We start from the raw sequence: 20,083 nt of genomic DNA on the forward strand, positions 1-20,083 counted from the left end.
ATGGCAGGACCTACAAGGCTTCAATGAAAAATTCTTTTGGTTTCATTTGGTATCTGGCGGGGCTGAGCATGCTCGGTTATCTCGCCATGGACATGTACTTGCCGGCGTTTGGCGCCATGGGCGAGCAATTACAGATTGGCGCCGGGGCCGTGGGCGCCAGCTTGAGCATTTTCCTTGCCGGTTTTGCGCTAGGGCAGTTGCTGTGGGGACCATTGTCTGACCGGCTCGGCCGCAAGCCGGTCCTGCTCATGGGGTTGAGCCTGTTTGTACTGGGTTGCCTGGGCATGTTCTGGGTGCAGACCGCGCCGCAGCTCTGGGCATTGCGCTTTATGCAGGCGATCGGTGTGTGCTCTGCGGCCGTGAGTTGGCAGGCGCTGGTGATTGACCGCTACCCGGCGGACAAGGCCCACCGCGTCTTCGCCAGCATCATGCCGCTGATGTCGCTGTCGCCGGCGTTGGCGCCCTTGTTGGGCGCGATGGTGTTGAATCACTTTGGCTGGCAGGCGATTTTCGGTGTATTGCTGGGGGTGTCGCTGCTTCTGTTGCTGCCGACGGTGTTCCTGCGCAGCGCGCCGAAGCGTCAGAAGCACCAACCCGTGCGCCTGGGCTATGCACAGTTGCTCACGTCACGGGTATTTACCGGCAATGTCATGATATTTGCCGCCTGCTCCGCCAGTTTCTTTGCCTGGCTGACCGCTTCGCCATTCATCCTCGGCGGCATGGGCTACAGCCCGAGTGACATCGGCCTCAGCTATGTGGTGCCGACCCTGGCCTTTCTCGTCGGCGGCTACAGTTGCCGCAGCGCCTTGCAGCGCTTGCCGGGCAAAACCTTGCTACCGTGGTTGCTCGCCTTCTATTGCCTGAGCATGGTGGCGTTGTACCTGGTTGCAACCCTGACCGTGCCGACCCTCACCACCTTGCTGATTCCGTTCTGCCTGATGGCGCTGTGCAATGGCGCCAGCTACCCGATCGTGGTGGCGAATGCGCTGATGCCATTTGCGGAAAACTCCGGCAAAGCGGTGGCGCTGCAAAATACCCTGCAGTTGGGCTTGTGCTTTCTCGCCAGTCTGCTGGTGTCGTCGATGATCGAGCAACCGCTGTTGATCACGGTGATTGTGATGTTGGCGACCGCGCCGTTGGCGGTGTTGGGTTATTGGCTGGCGCGGCCGAAGGGTAATGCTTGCGAACTGTCCAGCGCCTGAGCTGACAATGCGATCAACATGTGGGAGGGGGCTTGCCCCCGATAGCAGTGTGTCAGTCACAGGAGATATTGACTGATCCACCGCCATCGGGAGCAAGCCCCCTCCCACATTTGGATTGAGTTTCTTCAGCTAGAACGTCACTTCCATATTCAGCGTCGGCGTTGAAGTGCGGCTACCCCGGCCGCCGTCCACGCCAAATTTGTTATGCCAGTATTCGTAGCCCACGCCGAGGTACAGGTTCGGCTTGACGCTCTTGCCCGGTCGCACCGCCACCATCAGCGCGGTGCGCATCAGGGCTTCCGGCGCGGTATCGCGGCCATGATAGTCCTCGCCTTTCTCCCCCACGTAATTGATGAAGCCCTGGAATTTCGCCGCGTGGTTGGCAATCTCGAACGGGCGCATCCAGGTCAGGTTGAGCATGTAAGTGTCGTCGAAGGTGTGGTTCGATTCCTTCGCGCCGGGAATGCCGGTGTGGTTCTTTTCCTTGTAGTACATCAGGCTCAGGTCCAGCACACCGACGGTATTGAATTTCAAGGTGGGGCCGATGACCAATGCGCGTTTTTTGGCGGAGGCGAAATTGTTATTGCGGTTGGCATCGAAGCCCAGCGTCAGCGCGTAATCCTTGATCAGCCCGTTCCCCTGCGGCACATCGAATACCCGTGAGGCGTAGAGCTGATGGCGGTACACCGCGTACACCTCGCTGCCACCGTGGGCGGTGCCCTTGCGTGGGTCTTTGCTGTCGGACAGGAACACATCGAGATTCAGGAAATTGCTGCCGTACATGTAGCCGCTGGCGTGGGTGAAGCTGTAGATGCGCTTGCTGAAGTCGTCGGGGTTGTTCGGGTTGGTGAAGTGTTGGCCGTAGCGAAACCCCAGGCTGTTGTCCATCCATTCCACTGCGACAGCCTCCCCGCCGCCGAGGAGGGTCAATGCGACGGTTGCGCCCTGCAATGCCTTTTTCATTTTCTGTTGGGTCCTTTGGCGTTCTGGCTCATGACGGCCGGATTATTTTTGTAACGCCGCGGCAGGGTATCTTGTCCGAATGATTGTATACAACTCTATGGACATACAGTCTTGATATTGCATACAGTGAGCGCACAACAAAAACAGAGATCCCCTCACCATGACTATCCCGAAGGCGTCACCGCAGCGGCCCGAAGATGAAAATCTGGGCGTCGCCGCCAACATGGCTTACGGCCTGCAGCATGTGCTCACCATGTATGGCGGCATCGTTGCCGTACCGCTGATCGTCGGCCAGGCGGCCGGGTTGTCGCCGGCGGATATCGGTCTGTTGATCGCCGCGTCGTTGTTTGCCGGTGGCCTGGCCACATTGTTGCAGACCATTGGGGTGCCATTCTTCGGCTGCCAGTTGCCGCTGGTGCAGGGTGTGTCGTTCGCCGGTGTGGCGACCATGGTCGCGATCGTTGGCAGCGACGGGGCAGGGGGCGTGCCGGCGATTCTCGGCGCGGTAATGGCCGCGTCGTTCATTGGTTTGTTGATCACCCCGGTGTTCTCGCGCATCACCCAGTTTTTCCCGCCGCTGGTGACCGGTATTGTGATTACCACCATCGGCCTGACCCTGATGCCCGTGGCGGCGCGCTGGGCCATGGGCGGCAACAGCCGCGCGGCGGATTTCGGCAGCATGTCGAATATCGGCCTGGCGGCACTGACACTGGTGCTGGTGTTGCTGCTGAGCAAAATCGGCAGCGCCGCCATCTCGCGCCTGTCGATTCTGCTGGCGATGGTGATCGGCACAGTGATCGCGGTGTTCCTGGGCATGGCCGACTTCTCCGGCGTGACCCAGGGGCCCATGTTCGGCTTTCCCACGCCGTTTCATTTCGGCATGCCGACCTTTCATGTGGCGGCGATCATTTCCATGTGCATCGTGGTGATGGTGACGCTGGTGGAAACCTCGGCGGACATTCTCGCGGTGGGCGAGATCATCGATACCAAAGTCGACTCCAAACGCCTCGGCAACGGCCTGCGCGCCGATATGCTGTCGAGCCTGTTCGCGCCGATCTTCGGTTCATTCACACAAAGCGCGTTCGCCCAGAACGTCGGCCTGGTCGCGGTGACCGGGGTGAAAAGCCGGTTCGTGGTGGCAACCGGCGGGGTGTTCCTGGTGGTGCTTGGCCTGCTGCCGTTTATGGGCCGGGTGATTGCTGCCGTGCCCACCTCGGTGCTTGGCGGTGCCGGCATTGTGTTGTTCGGCACGGTGGCGGCCAGCGGTATTCGCACCTTGTCCAAGGTGGATTACCGCAACAACATGAACCTGATCATTGTCGCCACGAGTATCGGTTTCGGCATGATTCCCATCGCCGCGCCCAGCTTCTATGACCAATTCCCCAGCTGGTTCGCGACGATTTTCCATTCGGGCATCAGTTCGTCGGCGATCATGGCGATCTTGCTCAACCTGACGTTCAACCACTTCACTGCCGGTAACTCGGACCAGCAATCGGTATTCGTGGCGGGGACTGAGCGCAGTTTGTGCTTTCGCGACGTGGCGGCGCTGCGCGACGGCGATTACTACCGGGGCGGGAAGCTGTTCGATGCCGAGGGCAAGGAGATTCCACTGGTGGCGGATATGCCGAAGAGAACAGTGAAGGCTGAAACCAGCAAGGTCTAAATGTGGGAGGGGGCTTGCCCCCGATGGCGGCGTATCAGTCAAAACTCCAGTGGCTGACACACCGCCATCGGGGGCAAGCCCCCTCCCACATTGGAAATCAACTGGCTTTGAGTGCTGCGTGCCGTGCTGAACACACCTCATCCAGAAACTTCACCACGGTCCCCATGCACGCCTGGCGTTCCTCCACATGGGGCATGTGGCTGGAATCTTCGAACAGCGCCCAACGCACGTCCGGGATTTCATCCAGGAATGGCTTGACCACCAACGGCGTGGCTTCGTCATGACGACCGGAGATCACCAGGGTCGGCACGTTGATCCCAGGCAGGCGACCGATCACGTTCCAGTCCTTCAAGCTGCCGATCACATGAAATTCCGTCGGGCCGCTCATGGCGTGGTACACCGTCGGGTCGGCATCGACCTGGGCGAAGGTGCGTGCCACCTCTTCCGGCCACGGGTTGACCCGGCAGACGTGCTGGTCGTAGAAAATCCGCGAGGCGGCCTGGTATTCCGGGTCCTGGTAGGTACCGGCGGCTTCGTGCTTGAGCAAGGTTTCATGCACACCTTCAGGCAACAGCTTGCGCAGCCGATTGGCCTCGCTGACCCAGGTGCGCATGCACGTCGGTGAGTTGGCCGGGATAAAGGCGCGCAGGCCCTTGGGCTGCAAAATCGCGTGTTCGCTGCCGAGCATGCCGCCCCAGGATTGGCCGAGGATCGCGTAGTTGTCGCTGATTTGCAGGTGGTCGAGCAGGTTGTTCAATTCGTCGAGGAACAGCTCGACGGTCCAGAACGAAGCCGGTTTTTCCGGCAGGTGCGTTGAACGACCGTTGCCCAACTGGTCATAGTGAATCACCGCATGGCCGCTGGCGGCCACGTCCTTGAACGCGTCGACGTAATCGTGGGTGCAGCCGGGGCCGCCATGGAGGATCACCAACGGGGTGCGGCCTGTGGCCAGCTCACCGGTGATGCGATACCACGTCTGATAGGCGCCGAAGGGGGCGTAGCCTTCGCGGACTTTGTCGATGAATTCCATTTCGTACCCTGCTCTGAAAAAAGGATCAGGGCTACGATAGTCTGCACGCGACGTTTAGGTAACTAGCAAAACAGCTAGGTTTTAGATAAGGATCAATCGTCCAGCAACCGGTAGTGCGTGGCGCGCACCACCGCCTGCACGCGGTTCTTGGCGCCCAACTTGTGCATGGCCGACGCCAGGTGCAGGGTCACCACCGCCAGCGAGCGGGTCAATTGCGTGGCGATCTCGGCCGCAGTCAAGCCCTCGGCCGCCCATTTCAGGCACTCGCGCTCGCGTTTGGTCAGGTGGATATGCGGGTAGGTGCGCAAGGCTTTGTTGAATAAAGGATAAGCTGCCTCCTGCAACGCGTGGCCGATCACGCTGAAGTCCGACAAGGTTTGCTGCGCATCTTTCAATACCGCGCTCGCCTTACCGGTACGCAGCCCGGTCAGTGAAGCGAAGCCTCCGCGGGGCAGGTGGATCGGCACGCTGACGCCGCAGGTCAACTGTTGTTCGTGCAGGTAGGAACAAACGGGTGCATGGCAGGGGTCGATGATCGTTTGCAGTGCAGTCTCGGCCTTTGCCTCATACGACCAGACAAACGGCGATACGCTGCGCAAGGCCAGGTGTTGCACCGGGTCGATCTGGTAGAAACCTTCGCTGCACCACAAGGCGTGCCAGTCGGTCGGCGTGTTGCGCAGTTGCAGCACCGAGGGCGTGATCAGCGCACCATTGAGGTCGATGGGCACCGGCGTGTAGTCGTACACCAGCGCATCGAAGCCCAGTTGCTGGGCGAGGATAAACGTATTGTCCATCTGCTCGTCCAGGCTCCTGCCCGGCATCAGACGATTATTGAAGGCAGTTAGCCTGGCCAGCATCCGTTCTGCTCCCGAATTCATTTGAATCTCGACTTGCTGCAAGTAGAATGCCACGCCCCGGCGAAGGACTGCCAGGCCAAACCTATAAGAAACGCTAGGTTATGGACGCGCGGCATCCTCGGTAGTGTTGACGTTACAAACGGCCACTACCTGCCAGGCCGATACAACACAAGGAATGTATGCATGTGGCGTGAAATTGCCCCCGACCAGCAGTACAACGTGCAAGTCGACGGCCATAATCTCGTGGTCTACAGCTTTGGCGAAGGCGATGAGGTGCTGCTGTGCCTCAACGGCGGGCCGGGCCTGCCGTGTGACTATTTGCGCGACGCCCATGGCTGGCTCAAAGACCATAACCTGCGAGTGGTTGCATTCGACCAGCTTGGCACGGGCGCATCAGCCAGACCGACCGACGTTTCCCTGTGGGAAATCCGCCGTTATGTCGAAGAAGTCGAGACCGTGCGCCAGGCACTGGGCCTGGGCCCTGTGCACCTGCTCGGGCATTCCTGGGGCGGTTGGCTGGGCATCGAGTACGCCGTTCATTACCCCGATGCGCTGAAAAGCCTGATCCTCGAAAACACGGTCGGCGATATTCCCCACCTGTCCCGGGAACTTGAACGCCTGCGCGGCGCCCTTGGCAGCGAAACCGTGGCCATGATGCAGCGCCATGAAGCCATGGGCACGCTCGATCACCCGCAGTATCAAGCCGCCATTACCTTGCTCAACTATCGCCACGTGTGCCGCCTGGACGAATGGCCGGAGCCGGTCAAGCGCTCCCTCGGCGACTGGAACATGGGGCCTTACGAAACCATGCAGGGGCCCAACGAATTCCTTTATATCGGCAACCTCAAGGACTGGAACCGCCTTGCTGAAATGGCCGATTTGCGCATGCCGATCCTGATCACCACCGGCCAGCACGACGAACTCACGCCGGCCTGTGCCATGCGCATGAAGATGGCGGCCCGGCACGCCGAACTGCACGTATTTCCCAACAGCAGCCATATGCCGTTCTACGAAGAACCCGAGGCGTATTTTCCGGTGCTGCTGGACTTTCTCGCCCGCCACCGAGGCTGACGCATGAACCTCGCGCGTTACCGCTTCGTACTGTCCCTGCCCCTGCAATTGTTGCCGGTGCTATTGGGCATCAGCCTGATCACCTTTGTGCTGGTGCGCTCGATCCCGGGCGATCCGGCGCGCGCGCTGCTGGGTTCGCGCAGCACGCCGGACGCGTTGCTGAAAATCCGCGCCCAGTACGGCCTCGATGAACCGTTGTGGCTGCAATATTTCTACTTCCTGAAGAACCTGCTCAAGGGCGACCTCGGCCAATCGCTGCTGTACAAGGTCGACGCCCTCAAGCTGATCGTCACCCGTATCGAACCAACGTTGGTGCTGGTGCTCGGCAGTGTGCTGCTGGCGCTGCTGATAGCGGTACCGCTGGCGACTCTGGCGGCGCGCAATAAAGGTGGCTGGCCGGACAACCTGATCCGCGTCTTCACCACGGTCGGCCTGGGCATGCCGGCGTTCTGGCTGGGCCTGATGCTGATCCTGTTGCTGAGCGTGCAATGGGGCCTGTTCCCGGTGTCCGGTTACGGGCGCACCTGGCTGGACAAGGCCCACCATATGGTGCTGCCGTGTTTGACCATTGCCCTGGCGCTGTCGGCGGTGCTGGTGCGCAATTTGCGCGCGAGCATGCTGGTGGAACTGCAGGCCGATCATGTCACCGCTGCACGGGCGCGCGGGCTGTCGGAAGCCGCCGTGTTCCGCCGTCACGTCGTGCCCAATTCCCTGGTGCCGGCGGTCAACCTGCTGGCCGTGAACATCGGCTGGCTGATCAGCGGCACGGTGGTCATCGAAAGCCTGTTCGCCATTCCCGGCATCGGCCAGTTACTGGTGCGCGGTATTTTTACCCGCGACTACATGGTGGTACAGGGCGTGGCGATGGTGCTGGCCTGTGCGACGGTGGTGGTCAACTTCATCGCCGACGTGGTGACGGTGGCCCTCGACCCACGAGTGAAGATGCAATGAGCAGCCGCCCATTGATAGCGCCCTGGCGTCTGCGCCTGCGCCTGGGTTTTCGCAACGGTCGGCTGACCGCCGCGTGGGGCCTGTTGATACTGCTCATGTGGTTGACCCTGGCGCTGTTCGCGCCGTGGATCGCGCCCTACGACCCGATTGCGCAGAACACCGATATGAGCCTGTTGGCACCCGGCCTTGCGCACCCGTTCGGCACGGATAACTACGGCCGCGACGTGCTGTCGCGGGTGATCTGGGGCGCGCGCATCGACCTGCAACTGGCGATTGTCGGGGTGATCTTTCCGTTCATGATCGGCACCTTCATCGGTGCAATCTCCGGTTATATCGGCGGGCGCCTGGACAGTGTGTGCATGCGCGTGATCGATGTGGTCCTGGCGTTCCCGTTTCTGGTGTTGATGCTGGCGATCATGGCCATTCTCGGGCCTGGACTGCAGAGCTTTTACATCGCCATGGCGCTGGTGGGCTGGGTCTCGTATGCGCGGTTGATCCGCTCGCAGATCCTGGTGCTCAAGGAGAGTGATTTTGCCCTGGCCGCCAGGAGCCTGGGGTTTGGTCATGGGCGCATTCTGTTCCGGCATTTGCTGCCCAATGCGCTGTTTGGCTCGATTGTGTTTTCCATGTCCGACGCGGTGCTGGTGCTGCTCAACGGTGCTGCGGTGAGCTACCTGGGCCTGGGCGTGCAACCACCGACCGCCGAATGGGGCACGATGGTCGCCGAGGGTCAGGCGTTTATCACCACCGCCTGGTGGATTTGCACCTTTCCAGGGCTGGCCATCGTGACCCTGGCCATGGGTTTCAGCCTGCTGGCCGATGGTGTGGCGCACGTCCTGGGGGATCGTTCATGAGCCTGTTGCAAGTGCGCGACCTCAGCGTGATCGCCAATAACGCCGGTCGCGAGCTGACCCTGGTCGACCGCGTTTCCTTCGACCTGGCCGAAGGCGAGATCCTGGGGTTGGTCGGTGAAAGCGGTTCGGGCAAGACCCTGGCCTGTCGCGGCCTGATGCGCCTGTTGCCATCGCCAAACCTGCGGGTGCAGGGCGGCACGGTACACCTGGCCGGCCAGGACTTGTTGCGCCTGGATGACGCCGGCATGCGCGCCGTGCGTGGCGGGCAGTTGGGCATGATCTTCCAGAACCCCAGCAGTCACCTTGACCCGTTGATGCGTATCGGCGAGCAGATCGCTGAAGGCATCCGCCTGCATCAAGGCGCCTCGAAGAAAGACGCGCGCCTGCTGGCCATCGACGTGCTGCGCCAAGTGGGCATTCCGGACCCGCAGGCCCGTGTCGACAACTATCCCCATGAGTTTTCCGGCGGCATGCGCCAGCGCGCGATGATTGCCGTAGCCCTGGGGTGCAACCCGAAGGTGCTGATTGCCGACGAACCCACCACGGCCCTGGATGTGACGGTGCAGGCGCAGATCCTGCGGTTGTTGCTCGACCTTCGCGACAGGCGTGGCCTGTCGATCATCATGATCACCCACGACCTCGGCGTGGTCGCGCAAAGCTGCGACTCCATCGCGGTGATGTACGCCGGGCGCCTGTGCGAACACGGCAGCAAATACGAACTGCTGGCCCAGCCACGGCACCCGTACACCGCCGGCCTGATCGATTGCCAGCCGGCCCACAGCAGCGGCCATGCGTTGTTGCGCACCATCCCTGGCCAGCCGCCGCTGCTCGACGCATTGCCGGGCGGTTGCCGCTTCAACCCGCGCTGCCCGCAGGTCGGCGCCCTGTGTAGCGAACTGTTGCCGGAAGGCGCGCGAGTTGCCTGTCACTATCCTCTCGGAGGGCGCCCATGAGCCTGTTGCAGATCAAGGACCTGGAGGTCCGCTTTGCCGCGTCCGGCAGTGGCCTGTTCGGGTTGAGCAAGCAGTGGGTGAGGGCGGTGAACGGGGTGTCGCTGAATCTGGCCGCCGGTGAAACCCTCGGGCTGGTGGGCGAGTCGGGCAGCGGTAAAAGCACGTTGGGCCGGGCAATTTTGCACCTCAACCCGATCAGCGCCGGGCAAGTGTTGTTCGACGGTGTCGACATGGCCCGGGGCAGCGCCATCGATATTGCGCGCTTGCGCCGGGAAACCGCGATGATCTTCCAGGACCCCTACGCCGCCCTGAACCCGCGTCACAGCATCGGTGAAACCCTCGCCGAAGTGTTGCGGGTGCAGCGCAAGGTCGCGCCGCAAAACATCCGCGCCCGTGTCGATGAACTGCTCGAGCTGGTTGGCCTGCGCCCTGAACTGGCCTCGCGCAAACCCGGCTCCCTCAGTGGCGGCCAGTGCCAGCGCGTGGGGATCGCCCGGGCGCTGGCGGTGGAGCCGCGCCTGATCATCGCCGACGAATGCGTGGCGGCGCTGGATGTATCGATCCAGGGCCAGATCATCAATCTGCTGTTGGAACTGCAACAGCGCATGAACCTGGCGATCCTGTTTATCGCCCATGACCTGGCCATCGTGCGGCGCCTGTGCGACCGCGTGGCGGTGATGTACCTGGGCAGGATCGTCGAGGAGGGGCCGGTGGAAGCAGTGTTCACTGCGCCGCGCCATCCCTATACGGCGGCATTGATCGAGGCGATTCCGCAGATTGACCCCCATCGTCCGTTGCCTGCGCAGCCATTGCCCGGCGAACCACCCAGCCCGCTGAATTTGCCCACAGGTTGCGCGTTTCACCCGCGTTGCCGCTATGCCCAGGCCATGTGTTCCGTGGTGTTGCCGCCTACCCATTCAGTGCATGAGCATCGGTACAGTTGCGTGCTTGAACACCCTTTGCCCCTTCCTGCCCATCATGAACAAGGAGTTATGACATGCAATCGCGCCATTTGAAATTACTCGCCGCCGCCACGCTGACCGCCTGGTCCCTCACTGTCGGCCTGGCCCAGGCTGCTGGCGTACTGACCATCGGTTGCCGTGAAGACAGCACCACCTTTGACCCGATCAAAAGCGCGCAGAACCGCGATACCTGGGTATTTGCCAACGTCTACGACACCCTGGTGCGAGTGGATAACCTGGGCACCAAGATGGAACCGGGCCTGGCGCAAAGCTGGGAGATTTCCAAGGACGGCCTGACCTACACCTTCACACTGCGCGACGCGAAGTTCTCCGACGGCTCGCCGATCACCGCCAGCGACGCAGCGTTCAGCCTGTTGCGCATCCGCGATAACAAGGCGTCGCTGTGGAGCGACCCGTTCAGCCTGATCGACACCGCCAAGGCCCGCGATGGGAAAACCCTGGTCGTGACCCTGAAAACCCCGGCGGTGGCGTTTCTCTCGCAATTGGCGTCGCCAACGGTGTCGATCCTGTCGGAAAAAGCCATGACGACAATGGGTGAAGACGCCTACTCGGAAAACCCGGTGACCTCCGGCGCCTTCACCGTGGACGAATGGCGCAAGGGCGACCGCGTGATCCTGAAGAAGAACCCGAACTTCTGGCAGGCCGGCAACGTCAGCCTGGACGGGGTGGAGTGGGTGTCGGTCACGGACGACAACACACGCATGCGCATGGTGCAGAACAACGAGCTGGACACGGCGATCTTCGTACCCTTCTCCCGGGTTGAAGAGCTGAAGAAAGACCCGAACGTGGTGATCCATGCCGACCCGTCCACCCGCGAAGACCACCTGCTGATCAACCACGCCCATGGCCTGCTGGCCAAGCCGGAAGTGCGTGAAGCGCTGGACATGGCCATCGACAAACAATCGCTGGTGAAGACCGCCACTTACGGTCAAGGCACCGTGGCGTATTCCTACATTCCGAAAGGCTCGCTTTACCACTACGCCAATAACCTGCAACGCCCGTACGACCCGACCGCCGCCAAAAAGCTGCTGGCCGATGCGGGCGCCAAGGACCTGAAGCTCAACTACGTGGTCAACGCCGGCAACGAGGCCGACGAGCAGATTGCGGTGATCATCAAGGACCAACTGGCCAAAGTCGGCGTCACCGCCAACCTGCAAAAGGTCGACCCGACCCAGAGCTGGCAGATGCTGGTGGACGGTGAGTACGACATTTCCGTGATGTACTGGACCAACGACATCCTCGACCCGGACCAGAAGACCACCTTCGTACTGGGCCACGACACCAACCAGAACTACATGACCCGTTACAAGAACGACAAGGTCAAGGCGCTGGTGGCGCAGGCACGCGTTGAGGCCGACCCGGCCAAGCGTGAGCAGATGTATGTGGAGCTGCAGAAACTGGCGAAGCAGGACGTGAACTGGATTGATCTGTACTACAGCCCGTACATCAATATCTCACGCAAGAATGTGAGCAACTTCCTGCAGAACCCGTTGGGCCGCTTCACGCTTGAGGAAGTGGTGAAAAACTGACGAGCGCTGCAATACCAATGTGGGAGGGGGCTTGCCCCCGATAGCGGTATCTCAGCCAACAGATTCATGGGCTGATCCACCGCAATCGGGGGCAAGCCCCCTCCCACATTTTGCTTTAGGTTGTGTCAGGGGTTACTGGGCGTCGAACGCCTGCCCATTGATCCCCGCACTGTCCGGCCCCATCAGGTACAGGTACACCGGCATGATGTCTTCCGGCGCCGGCCGTTCCATCGGGTTTTCCCCTGGGTAGGCCTGGGCTCGCATGCTGGTGCGCGTACCGCCCGGGTTGATGCTGTTGGCGCGCACGGCGGCGACGTCTTCCAGCTCGTCGGCCAGGGTCTGCATCAAGCCTTCAGTGGCAAACTTCGACACACCGTAAGCGCCCCAATACGCCCGGCCCTTGCGCCCGACGCTGCTGGAAGTGAACACCACAGACGCATCCGTGGACAGCTTGAGCAGCGGCAGCAGGGTGCTGGTCAGCATGAACATCGCGTTGACGTTGACGTGCATCACCCGCATGAAGTGCTCGCCGGACAATTGTTCGAGGGGCGTGCGCGGTCCGATGATCGAGGCGTTGTGCAGCAGGCCGTCGAGGCGGCCGAATGCCTTTTCGATCATCGCTGCCAGCTCATCGTATTGATGGGGCAGGGCGGTTTCCAGGTTGAACGGGATCACCACCGGTTGCGGCTGGCCGGCGGCTTCGATTTCGTCATACACCTGGGCCAGGTTAGCCTCGGTCTTGCCCAGCAGCAGCACGGTGGCACCGCGGGCGGCGTAGGTTTTCGCCGCAGCCGCGCCGATCCCGCGGCCGGCACCGGTGACCAAGATCACCCGGCCTTTGAGCAGTTCTGGAGGGGCAGAATAATCAAACATACATAACCTCACATTCGAAAACGCCGAAGATCAACTGTGGGAGGGGGCTTGCCCCCGATAGCGGTGGATCAGTCAACAAATGCAGTGACTGACACACTGCAATCGGGAGCAAGCCCCCTCCCATATTGGATCTTCATCGATCAGTTAAATCAGCAACTGCACACCGCGCTATCCAGCACCTTGCGCAGCTCCAATGGGTGGTCCACCACCACATCCGCCCCCCAGTGACGCGGATTGTCGTCCGGATGGATATAGCCGTAGGTGACCGCCGCCGTACGGGTGCCGGCATCGCGACCGGATTCGATATCACGCAAATCGTCGCCCACGAACAACACGCTGGCCGGGTCGAGGTCGAGCATCTTGCACGCCAGGATCATCGGCTCCGGGTCGGGTTTGCTGTTCTTTACGTGGTCCGGACAGATCAGCACGGCCGAGCGCTCGGCCAGGCCCAGTTGCTGCATGATCGGCTCGGCAAAGCGCAGCGGCTTGTTGGTGACCACGCCCCAGATCAGCCTGGCTTTCTCGATGTCTTCCAGCAGCTCGGCCATACCGTCGAACAATTTGCTGTGCACCGCGCAGTCCTTGAGGTATCGCTCAAGGAATTCCTGGCGCAGCGCTTCGAAACCTGGCGACTCCGGGTCCATCGAGAAGGTCACGGCGATCATCGCTTTCGCGCCACCGGAGATTTCATCGCGGATGTGCTGCGGATTGACCGGCGGCAGGCCACGGTCGGCGCGCATGGCCTGGCAGATGGCGATAAAGTCCGGCGCGGTGTCCAGCAGGGTACCGTCCATGTCGAAGAGAACCGCTCGCAACTTCACAGGCTTACTCCTCGCGCAGGGTCTGGATCATGTAGTTGACGTCAACGTCGTTGGCCAGCTTGTAGTGCTTGGTCAGCGGGTTGTAGGTCAGGCCGATGATGTCCTTGACGGTCAGCCCGGCCTGGCGGCTCCACGCGCCCAGCTCGGAGGGGCGGATGAATTTCTTGAAGTCATGGGTGCCGCGCGGTAGCAGCTTCATGATGTATTCGGCGCCGATGATCGCGAACAGATAAGCCTTGGGGTTGCGGTTGATGGTGGAGAAGAACACCTGTCCGCCGGGCTTGACCATGCGGAAACAGGCGCGGATCACCGAAGACGGGTCCGGCACGTGTTCGAGCATTTCAAGGCAGGTGACCACGTCGAACTGCTCGGGCATTTCCTCGGCCAAGGCTTCGGCGGTAATCTGGCGGTATTCCACGCTTACGCCGGATTCCAGCTGGTGCAACTGGGCCACGGCCAGCGGTGCCTCGCCCATGTCGATGCCCATGACGGTGGCGCCGCGCTGGGCCATGGCTTCACTGAGGATGCCACCGCCGCAACCGACGTCCAGCACCTTTTTGCCGGCCAGGTTGACGCGTTCGTCAATCCAGTTGACCCGCAGTGGGTTGATGTCATGCAGCGGCTTGAACTCGCTCTCACGGTCCCACCAGCGGTGGGCCAGGGCTTCGAATTTGGCGATTTCGGCGTGGTCGACGTTGCTCATGGTGAATCCTCTGAATCTGATAAATCGGTTTATTCGCTGTGCCCGCTGATGCGTTGGCCCCAGGCAATGGCCGTGGCGGTCAGCTGTGCTTCATCCATGCGGGTCAATCGTCGGTCGTCGAGCAACTGCTTGCCGGCGACCCAAAGGTGTTTCACGCAATCGCGACCGGTGGCATAGATAAGCTGTGAGACCGGATCGTAGATCGGTTGTTGCGCCAGCCCCGAAAGATCGAAGGCGACGATATCCGCAGCCTTGCCGACTTCCAGCGAGCCGACCTGGCTGTCCAGGCCCATGGCTCGCGCACCATTGAGGGTTGCCATGCGCAACGCGCGATGGGCGTCCAGCGCGGTGGCCGACCCTGCTACGGCCTTGGCCAGCATGGCGGCGGTGCGGGTTTCGCCCAACAGATCGAGGTCGTTGTTGCTGGCGGCGCCGTCAGTGCCTATAGCCACATTGACGCCAGCCTGCCACAGGCGTTCAACCGGGCAGAAGCCGCTGGCCAGTTTCAGGTTCGATTCCGGGCAATGGATGACGCTGGTGTTGCTTTCTACCAGCAAAGCCAGGTCCTCCTCGCTGATTTGGGTCATGTGAACGGCCTGGAAGCGCGGGCCCAGCAGGCCAAGGCGAGCCAGGCGGGCCAGTGGCCGCTCGCCCGTCTGTTCCACCGCCTGCTGCACTTCGAAGGCGGTTTCGTGCACGTGCATATGGATTGCGGCGTCCAGCTCTTCAGCGATGATCCGGATCTTTTCCAGGTTCTCATCGTTGACGGTATACGGCGCGTGGGGGCCGAACGTGATCTTGATGCGTGGATGATGCTTGAGGTCGCCGAACAGCTCGATGCCCTGGCGAATCGCCTCATCGGCGTTGCTGGCGCCCGGGATCGGGAAGTCCAGGATCGGAATGGCGATCTGCGCGCGCATGCCGCTGTTGTGCACGCAATCGCTGGCGACCTTGGGGTAGAAATACATATCGGAGAAGCAGGTGATGCCGCCCTTGAGCTGCTCGGCGATGGCCAGATCGGTGCCATCGCGCACGAAGGCTTCATCGACCCACTTGGCCTCGGCAGGCCAGATGTGTTTTTCCAGCCAGGTCATCAATGGCAGGTCATCGGCCAGGCCGCGAAACAGGCTCATCGCCGCATGCCCGTGGGCGTTGATCAGGCCGGGGCTGAGCAGCATGCCCGGCAGTTCGCGCACTTCGCTCGCCTCAAGCTTCAATGCCGCCGCCCGCGGCCCGATAAACACGATGCAACCGTCGCGGATACCCAGGCCATGCTCCTTGAGCACTACGCCGGCGGGTTCGACGGGTACCAGCCAGGTCGGCAGCAGTAATAAGTCGAGCGGGGCGGCAGTGGGCGTCATCGCAGGCTTCTTCCTGGGCAGCTATAAAAGAAGGGCGAAGTATACCCGAGCGCCCCGGCTGGCGGATCGCTATAATCGGCGGCTTTTGTTCATGAGTACGGGGTAAGGGATGCGCGACCGACTGTTGGCGGCGGAGAAGGTGAAGGCCATCGAATGGCGTGATGGCGTGCTGCACCTGCTCGATCAGCGCGCGCTGCCGGCCCGGGAAAGCTGGGTGGCGTGCTCGACCGTCGACGAGGTGGTCGCCGCCATTCGCGCAAGGGTGGTGCGCGGCGCGTCGGCCATCGGGATCAGTGCGGCCTACGGCTTGGTGCTGGCTGCGCGCCAGCGCCTTGCTGAAGGCGGCGACTGGCAGGCGGCATGGGAAGAAGACTACGCGTTGCTGGCCGATACCCGGCCCACCGCATCCAACCTGTTCTGGGCGTTGAAGTGCATGCGCGACCGCCTCGACCGTCTCAAGCCGCACGCCGACCCGTTGGCGGTGCTGGAAGCCGAAGCCATTGCGATTCATGAAAGCGACCGCGAAGCCAACGTGGTCATGGCGCAGTTGGGCCTCGAGCGCATTCGCAAACATCAAGGCAACGCCCAGGCGATCCTGACCCATGGCAACGCCGGCGCTCTGGCCACCGGCGGTGTCGGCACGGCCCTTGGGGTGATTCACGCGGCGTTCCTGGAAGGCCTGGTCGAGCAGGTTTATGCCAATGAAACCCGTCCGTGGCTGCAAGGCTCGCGATTGACCGCCTGGGAGCTGGCCGGCGCCGGGATTCCGGTCATGGTGAATGCCGACTCCGCCGGGGCGCATATCCTCAAGACCAAGGGTGTCACCTGGGTTGTAGTCGGCGCGGACTGCATCGCAGCCAATGGTGATGTGATCAGCACGATCGGCACCTATCAACTGGCCGTTTGCGCCATGCACCATGGCGTACGCTTCATGGTGGTGGCACCGAGTTCGACCCTCGATCTGATGATGGCTACCGGCGATGATGTGACCCTGGAAGAGCGTGATGTCGGTGAGTTGCTGGAGGTGAATGGCCAGCGGTTGGAGGCGCAGGCATTTAATCCGGCGTTCGATGTGACGCCGGCGGATCTGATTGATGTGATCGTGACCGAAAAAGGTGTGGTGGAGCGGCCGGATACCGCCAAGCTGGCCAGGTTGATGTGCCGTAAGCGGCTGCATTGAGGGCTGTGGTGTCTGTGAAATAGCTATCGGGGGCAAGCCCCCTCCCACACTTGGATTGTGAACACGGTCAACATGTGGGAGGGGGCTTGCCCCCGATTGGCCCTCAAAGTCAATAAAAGTCCCGGATCCAGCCTCAAAAAACAGCACCACCCCACCTCTGAGCCTCTCTCGTCCCCCTCAAGCCTGTCATTCATCAAATTACTATCCTCCATGCGCATCAGGGGGATAGGTGCGTGGCGGCGATTGTGATAACATCCGGCGGTTTCCAGGGCTGCCCCGAGGGGTGGTCCATAACGTGCAGATCCGTGTCATAACTCGTTGATTTGTCGTAAGTCGTTGTCAGGCACCGTGCCGGCAGCGGCGAGCTTTGTTCGTCCCGAATGGATGTAACGAAGTTTCACCCGAAAAAGGAATCAGGCTTCTCATGGGCGAACTGGCCAAAGAAATCCTCCCGGTCAATATCGAAGACGAGCTGAAACAGTCCTACCTCGACTACGCGATGAGCGTCATTGTCGGTCGGGCACTGCCTGATGCGCGCGACGGCTTGAAGCCCGTGCACCGGCGTGTGCTGTTCGCGATGAGCGAGCTGGGTAACGACTGGAACAAGCCGTACAAGAAATCTGCCCGTGTTGTCGGTGACGTGATCGGTAAGTATCACCCCCACGGCGACACTGCGGTGTACGACACCATCGTTCGGATGGCCCAGCCGTTTTCCCTGCGCTACCTGCTGGTAGACGGCCAGGGCAACTTCGGTTCGGTCGACGGCGACAACGCCGCGGCCATGCGATACACCGAAGTGCGCATGACCAAGCTGGCGCACGAGCTGCTGGCCGACCTGCATAAAGAAACCGTGGACTGGGTGCCGAACTACGACGGCACCGAAATGATCCCGGCCGTCATGCCCACCCGTATTCCCAACCTGCTGGTCAACGGTTCCAGCGGTATCGCCGTGGGCATGGCCACCAACATCCCGCCGCACAACCTCGGTGAAGTCATCGATGGTTGCCTGGCCCTCATCGACAACCCTGAGCTGACCGTCGATGAGCTGATGCAATACATCCCCGGCCCGGACTTCCCGACCGCCGCGATCATCAACGGTCGCGCCGGCATCATCGAAGCCTACCGCACCGGTCGCGGGCGCATTTACATGCGCGCCCGCTCGATCATCGAGGACATCGACAAGGTCGGTGGCCGCCAGCAGATCGTCATCACCGAACTGCCGTACCAGCTGAACAAAGCGCGCCTGATCGAAAAGATCGCCGAGCTGGTTAAAGAGAAGAAGCTCGAAGGCATCACCGAACTGCGCGACGAGTCCGACAAGGACGGTATGCGCGTAGTCATCGAGCTGCGTCGTGGCGAAGTGCCCGAGGTGATCCTCAACAACCTGTACGCCCAGACCCAGCTGCAAAGCGTGTTTGGCATCAACGTGGTTGCCCTGATCGATGGCCGCCCACGCATCCTGAACCTCAAGGATCTGCTGGAAGCCTTCGTCCGTCACCGCCGTGAAGTGGTCACCCGTCGTACCGTGTTCGAATTGCGCAAGGCCCGCGAGCGCGGCCACATCCTGGAAGGCCAGGCGGTTGCGCTGTCGAACATCGACCCGGTAATCGCCCTGATCAAGGCATCGCCGACGCCGTCGGAAGCCAAGGAAGCCCTGATCAAGATGCCGTGGGAATCCAGTGCCGTGGTGGCCATGGTTGAACGCGCCGGCGCTGATTCCTGCCGCCCTGAGACCCTGGACCCGCAATACGGCCTGCGTGACGGCAAGTATTTCCTGTCGCCGGAACAGGCCCAGGCCATCCTGGAACTGCGCCTGCACCGCCTGACCGGGCTGGAGCACGAGAAGCTGCTGGCCGAGTACCAGGAGATTCTCAACCAGATCGGCGAGCTGATCCGCATCCTCAACAGCGCCGTGCGCCTGATGGAAGTGATCCGCGAAGAACTCGAAGTGATCCGCGCCGAATACGGCGACGTGCGCCGCACCGAAATCCTCGATGCGCGCCTCGACCTGACCCTGGGTGACATGATCCCGGAAGAAGAGCGTGTGGTGACCATCTCCCACGGTGGCTATGCCAAGACCCAGCCGTTGGCGGCGTACCAGGCCCAGCGTCGTGGCGGTAAAGGTAAATCGGCTACCGGCGTCAAGGATGAGGACTACATCGCTCACCTGCTGGTCGCCAACAGCCACACCACGCTGCTGCTGTTCTCCAGCAAGGGCAAGGTGTACTGGCTGAAAACCTACGAAATCCCGGAAGCCTCCCGTGCCGCCCGTGGGCGTCCACTGGTCAACCTGCTGCCGCTGGACAGTGATGAATACATCACCACCATGCTGCCGGTCGAGGAATACACCGAAGGTCACTTCATCTTCATGGCCACCGCCATGGGCACCGTGAAGAAGACCCCGCTGGAATCCTTCAGCCGTCAACGCAGTGTGGGCCTGATCGCCCTGGAACTGGATGAAGGCGACGTGCTGATCTCTGCCGCGATCACCGATGGCGAGCGCGAAGTCATGCTGTTCTCCGACGGCGGCAAGGTCACGCGCTTCAAGGAGTCCGACGTTCGCGCCATGGGCCGTACCGCCCGCGGCGTGCGCGGCATGCGCCTGCCGGAAGGGCAGAAGCTGATCTCCATGTTGATCCCGGAAGAAGGCAGCCAGATCCTTACCGCTTCCGAGCGTGGCTACGGCAAGCGCACCGCCATCAGCGAGTTCCCGGAGTACAAGCGTGGCGGCCAGGGCGTGATTGCCATGGTCAGCAACGACCGCAACGGCCGTCTGGTCGGCGCGGTGCAGGTGCTCGACGGCGAGGAGATCATGTTGATTTCCGACCAGGGCACCCTGGTCCGTACCCGCGTGGCGGAAGTATCGAGCCTGGGCCGTAACACCCAGGGCGTGACCCTGATCAAGCTGGCCAAGGATGAAAAACTGGTCGGCCTTGAGCGTGTGCAGGAGCCTTCGGAAGTTGAGGGCGAAGCGCTCGAAGGTGAGGAATTCGACGGCGAGGTGATCGCAGCCGGCGATGACAACGTCGACGAGCCAACCCTCGATGCTGCCGCAGACGAAGAAGAACCGCAGGAATAAGCGGACACAC

At 61.6% G+C, this 20,083-nt stretch carries 17 protein-coding genes; 10 read left to right on the forward strand and 7 right to left on the reverse strand.

Annotated elements, in window-relative coordinates; genetic code table 11:
- Positions 1 to 23 precede the first annotated feature (23 nt).
- Entirely contained in the window at positions 24 to 1,202 is a 1,179-nt protein-coding gene (gene punC, locus BOP93_RS07980) for a purine nucleoside transporter PunC (protein WP_104502181.1), read from the forward strand.
- A gap of 129 nt (positions 1,203 to 1,331) precedes the next feature.
- Here the strand turns inward: punC and BOP93_RS07985 are convergent, their stop codons facing one another.
- Entirely contained in the window at positions 1,332 to 2,165 is an 834-nt protein-coding gene (locus BOP93_RS07985; protein ID WP_104502182.1) for a nucleoside-binding protein, read from the reverse strand.
- A 160-nt stretch (positions 2,166 to 2,325) separates the two neighbouring features.
- Between BOP93_RS07985 and BOP93_RS07990 the strand changes: the two genes are divergently transcribed.
- The gene (locus BOP93_RS07990; RefSeq protein WP_104502183.1) at positions 2,326 to 3,828 is read left to right on the forward strand and encodes a nucleobase:cation symporter-2 family protein; all 1,503 of its coding nucleotides are present in this window, start codon (positions 2,326 to 2,328) and stop codon (positions 3,826 to 3,828) included.
- A 97-nt stretch (positions 3,829 to 3,925) separates the two neighbouring features.
- Here BOP93_RS07990 and BOP93_RS07995 read toward each other — a convergent pair whose 3' ends face one another.
- Together BOP93_RS07995 and BOP93_RS08000 are read right to left on the reverse strand one after the other, a co-directional pair.
- Positions 3,926 to 4,858 carry a proline iminopeptidase-family hydrolase gene (locus BOP93_RS07995; protein ID WP_104502184.1) on the reverse strand — a complete coding sequence of 311 codons (933 nt, stop codon included), beginning with the start codon at positions 4,856 to 4,858 and terminating at the stop codon, positions 3,926 to 3,928.
- A 92-nt stretch (positions 4,859 to 4,950) separates the two neighbouring features.
- Positions 4,951 to 5,715, reverse strand: coding sequence for a LuxR family transcriptional regulator (locus BOP93_RS08000; protein WP_104502185.1), 765 nt, complete (start codon positions 5,713 to 5,715; stop codon positions 4,951 to 4,953).
- Between the two features lie 183 nt (positions 5,716 to 5,898).
- On the opposite strand from BOP93_RS08000, the gene BOP93_RS08005 reads away from it, so the two are divergent.
- The 6 genes from BOP93_RS08005 to BOP93_RS08030 are packed head-to-tail and all read left to right on the forward strand — an operon-like array spanning position 5,899 to position 12,056.
- Positions 5,899 to 6,786 (forward strand): proline iminopeptidase-family hydrolase, encoded by an 888-nt coding sequence (locus BOP93_RS08005; protein ID WP_104502186.1) that lies wholly within the window; start codon positions 5,899 to 5,901, stop codon positions 6,784 to 6,786.
- A gap of 3 nt (positions 6,787 to 6,789) precedes the next feature.
- The gene (locus tag BOP93_RS08010; RefSeq protein WP_104502187.1) at positions 6,790 to 7,737 is read left to right on the forward strand and encodes an ABC transporter permease; all 948 of its coding nucleotides are present in this window, start codon (positions 6,790 to 6,792) and stop codon (positions 7,735 to 7,737) included.
- A complete protein-coding gene (locus BOP93_RS08015; protein ID WP_104502188.1) occupies positions 7,734 to 8,591 on the forward strand; it encodes an ABC transporter permease in 858 nt (285 codons plus the stop codon). Before BOP93_RS08010 ends, BOP93_RS08015 begins: the two co-directional genes overlap by 4 nt.
- Entirely contained in the window at positions 8,588 to 9,544 is a 957-nt protein-coding gene (locus BOP93_RS08020; RefSeq protein ID WP_104502189.1) for an ABC transporter ATP-binding protein, read from the forward strand. The genes BOP93_RS08015 and BOP93_RS08020 overlap by 4 nt, the downstream gene beginning before the upstream one ends.
- Positions 9,541 to 10,560: an ABC transporter ATP-binding protein gene (locus tag BOP93_RS08025; protein ID WP_104502190.1), complete on the forward strand. Its 1,020-nt coding sequence runs from the start codon at positions 9,541 to 9,543 to the stop codon at positions 10,558 to 10,560. The genes BOP93_RS08020 and BOP93_RS08025 overlap by 4 nt, the downstream gene beginning before the upstream one ends.
- Positions 10,542 to 12,056 carry an ABC transporter substrate-binding protein gene (locus BOP93_RS08030; RefSeq protein ID WP_104502191.1) on the forward strand — a complete coding sequence of 505 codons (1,515 nt, stop codon included), beginning with the start codon at positions 10,542 to 10,544 and terminating at the stop codon, positions 12,054 to 12,056. Before BOP93_RS08025 ends, BOP93_RS08030 begins: the two co-directional genes overlap by 19 nt.
- 132 nt (positions 12,057 to 12,188) lie before the next feature.
- Here BOP93_RS08030 and BOP93_RS08035 read toward each other — a convergent pair whose 3' ends face one another.
- From BOP93_RS08035 to BOP93_RS08050, 4 genes are all read right to left on the reverse strand, one after another.
- Positions 12,189 to 12,929: a YciK family oxidoreductase gene (locus BOP93_RS08035; protein ID WP_104502192.1), complete on the reverse strand. Its 741-nt coding sequence runs from the start codon at positions 12,927 to 12,929 to the stop codon at positions 12,189 to 12,191.
- Between the two features lie 149 nt (positions 12,930 to 13,078).
- Positions 13,079 to 13,750: an N-acetylmuramic acid 6-phosphate phosphatase MupP gene (mupP, locus tag BOP93_RS08040; protein ID WP_104502193.1), complete on the reverse strand. Its 672-nt coding sequence runs from the start codon at positions 13,748 to 13,750 to the stop codon at positions 13,079 to 13,081.
- 4 nt (positions 13,751 to 13,754) lie between these two features.
- Positions 13,755 to 14,453, reverse strand: coding sequence for a bifunctional 2-polyprenyl-6-hydroxyphenol methylase/3-demethylubiquinol 3-O-methyltransferase UbiG (gene ubiG, locus BOP93_RS08045; protein WP_003189760.1), 699 nt, complete (start codon positions 14,451 to 14,453; stop codon positions 13,755 to 13,757).
- Between the two features lie 29 nt (positions 14,454 to 14,482).
- Positions 14,483 to 15,814 (reverse strand): TRZ/ATZ family hydrolase, encoded by a 1,332-nt coding sequence (locus tag BOP93_RS08050; protein ID WP_104502194.1) that lies wholly within the window; start codon positions 15,812 to 15,814, stop codon positions 14,483 to 14,485.
- A 109-nt stretch (positions 15,815 to 15,923) separates the two neighbouring features.
- Here BOP93_RS08050 and mtnA point away from each other — a divergent pair, with 109 nt between their 5' ends.
- On the forward strand, positions 15,924 to 16,994 hold the full coding sequence (gene mtnA, locus BOP93_RS08055; RefSeq protein ID WP_104502195.1) for an S-methyl-5-thioribose-1-phosphate isomerase: 1,071 nt from the start codon (positions 15,924 to 15,926) through the stop codon (positions 16,992 to 16,994).
- A 424-nt stretch (positions 16,995 to 17,418) separates the two neighbouring features.
- Positions 17,419 to 20,073, forward strand: a complete 2,655-nt coding sequence (gene gyrA / locus BOP93_RS08060) for a DNA gyrase subunit A (protein ID WP_065886408.1) — start codon at positions 17,419 to 17,421, stop codon at positions 20,071 to 20,073.
- Positions 20,074 to 20,083: the final 10 nt, after the last annotated feature.

The sequence above is a fragment of the Pseudomonas orientalis genome (assembly GCF_002934065.1).
Lineage (GTDB): Bacteria > Pseudomonadota > Gammaproteobacteria > Pseudomonadales > Pseudomonadaceae > Aquipseudomonas > Aquipseudomonas orientalis_A.